The organism is Staphylococcus simulans, from assembly GCF_002902285.1.
Lineage (GTDB): Bacteria > Bacillota > Bacilli > Staphylococcales > Staphylococcaceae > Staphylococcus > Staphylococcus simulans.
The window spans coordinates 1-1,342 of the sequence record NZ_PPRU01000088.1; the positions used below are offsets into that span (position 1 = coordinate 1).

The following is a 1,342-nucleotide window of genomic DNA, read 5'->3' on the forward strand; positions in this document are numbered from 1 at the left end:
CTCATGAACAGGTTTAGTGGTATTTATGTTAGGATTCAAATTGTGTGAATTACTTTCAACTGTGGGCTCTTGATTATTCAAATTATTAAATTTAAAAAAAGAGAATTTAATAGGGATGAAAGGAATTAATCCTGCAAGAAGAGTTAGATACCAAACTTTATAATTTAACATATAATTAAAATAGCGTTTTAATATGTACCTAAAAAATAATAACAATAGAAATATAAAACAAAAGCTTACTATGCTCATTATTAATAACTTAGCCATTTCAACACCTTCTTTCAAATATTTATAATAAACTATTGACGCGAATATTACAATTGTAATATTATTGATTTATAGAAATTACAACTGTAATATTGGAGGGTATATTTTGAAAAAGTTAATACTTTTAATTGCAATTGCTTTAGTTTTAAGTGCATGTAATTCAACCAGTTCACATGCTAAAGAGTTAAATAATTTAGAAAAGAAATATAATGCTAATATTGGTGTCTATGCATTAGATACTAAAAGTGGTAAGGAAGTAAAATTTAATGCCGATAAGAGATTTGCCTATGCTTCAACTTCAAAAGCGATAAATAGTGCTATTTTGTTAGAACAAGTATCTTATAATAAGTTAAATAAAAAAGTACATATTAACAAAGATGATATAGTTGCTTATTCTCCTATTTTAGAAAAATATGTAGGAAAAGATATCACTTTAAAAGAACTTATTGAGGCTTCAATGAAGTATAGTGATAATACAGCAAACAACAAAATTATAAACGAAATCGGTGGAATCAAAAAAATTAAAAAACGTTTAAAAAAATTGGGAGATAAAGTAACAAATCCAGTTAGATATGAAATAGAATTAAATTACTATTCACCAAAGAGCAAAAAAGATACTTCAACGCCTGCTGCTTTCGGCAAGACTTTAAATAAACTTATCGCAAATGGAAAATTAAGCAAAAAAAATAAAAATTTCTTACTTGATTTAATGTTAAATAATAAAAACGGAGACACTTTAATTAAAGATGGTGTTCCAAAAGACTATAAGGTTGCTGATAAAAGTGGTCAAGCAATAACATATGCTTCTAGAAATGATGTAGCTTTTATTTATCCTAAGAACCAATCTGAACCTATTATTTTAGTCATTTTTACGAATAAAGACAATAAAAGTGATAAACCTAATGATAAATTGATAAGTGAAACCGCCAAGAATGTAATAAACAAATTTTAATAGTCTAAATGTACTACAAAAACTGATATAATTCTATCTTTCATAAAACTTCATAATATCGAAGAACATATATATTATTTATAATTATATATGTTCTATTTTTTTATGTTCACATTTTTTAAA

1 protein-coding gene and 1 pseudogene are annotated in these 1,342 nt (G+C 24.9%); one reads left to right on the plus strand and one right to left on the minus strand.

The window, feature by feature from the left end; all coding sequences use genetic code 11:
- Positions 1–267: pseudogene (locus CD112_RS13420) on the minus strand (beta-lactam sensor/signal transducer BlaR1); the annotation flags it as partial.
- A gap of 106 nt (positions 268–373) precedes the next feature.
- Here CD112_RS13420 and blaZ point away from each other — a divergent pair.
- Positions 374–1,219 (plus strand): penicillin-hydrolyzing class A beta-lactamase BlaZ, encoded by an 846-nt coding sequence (blaZ, locus tag CD112_RS13425; RefSeq protein WP_002485875.1) that lies wholly within the window; start codon positions 374–376, stop codon positions 1,217–1,219.
- Positions 1,220–1,342 lie beyond the last annotated feature (123 nt).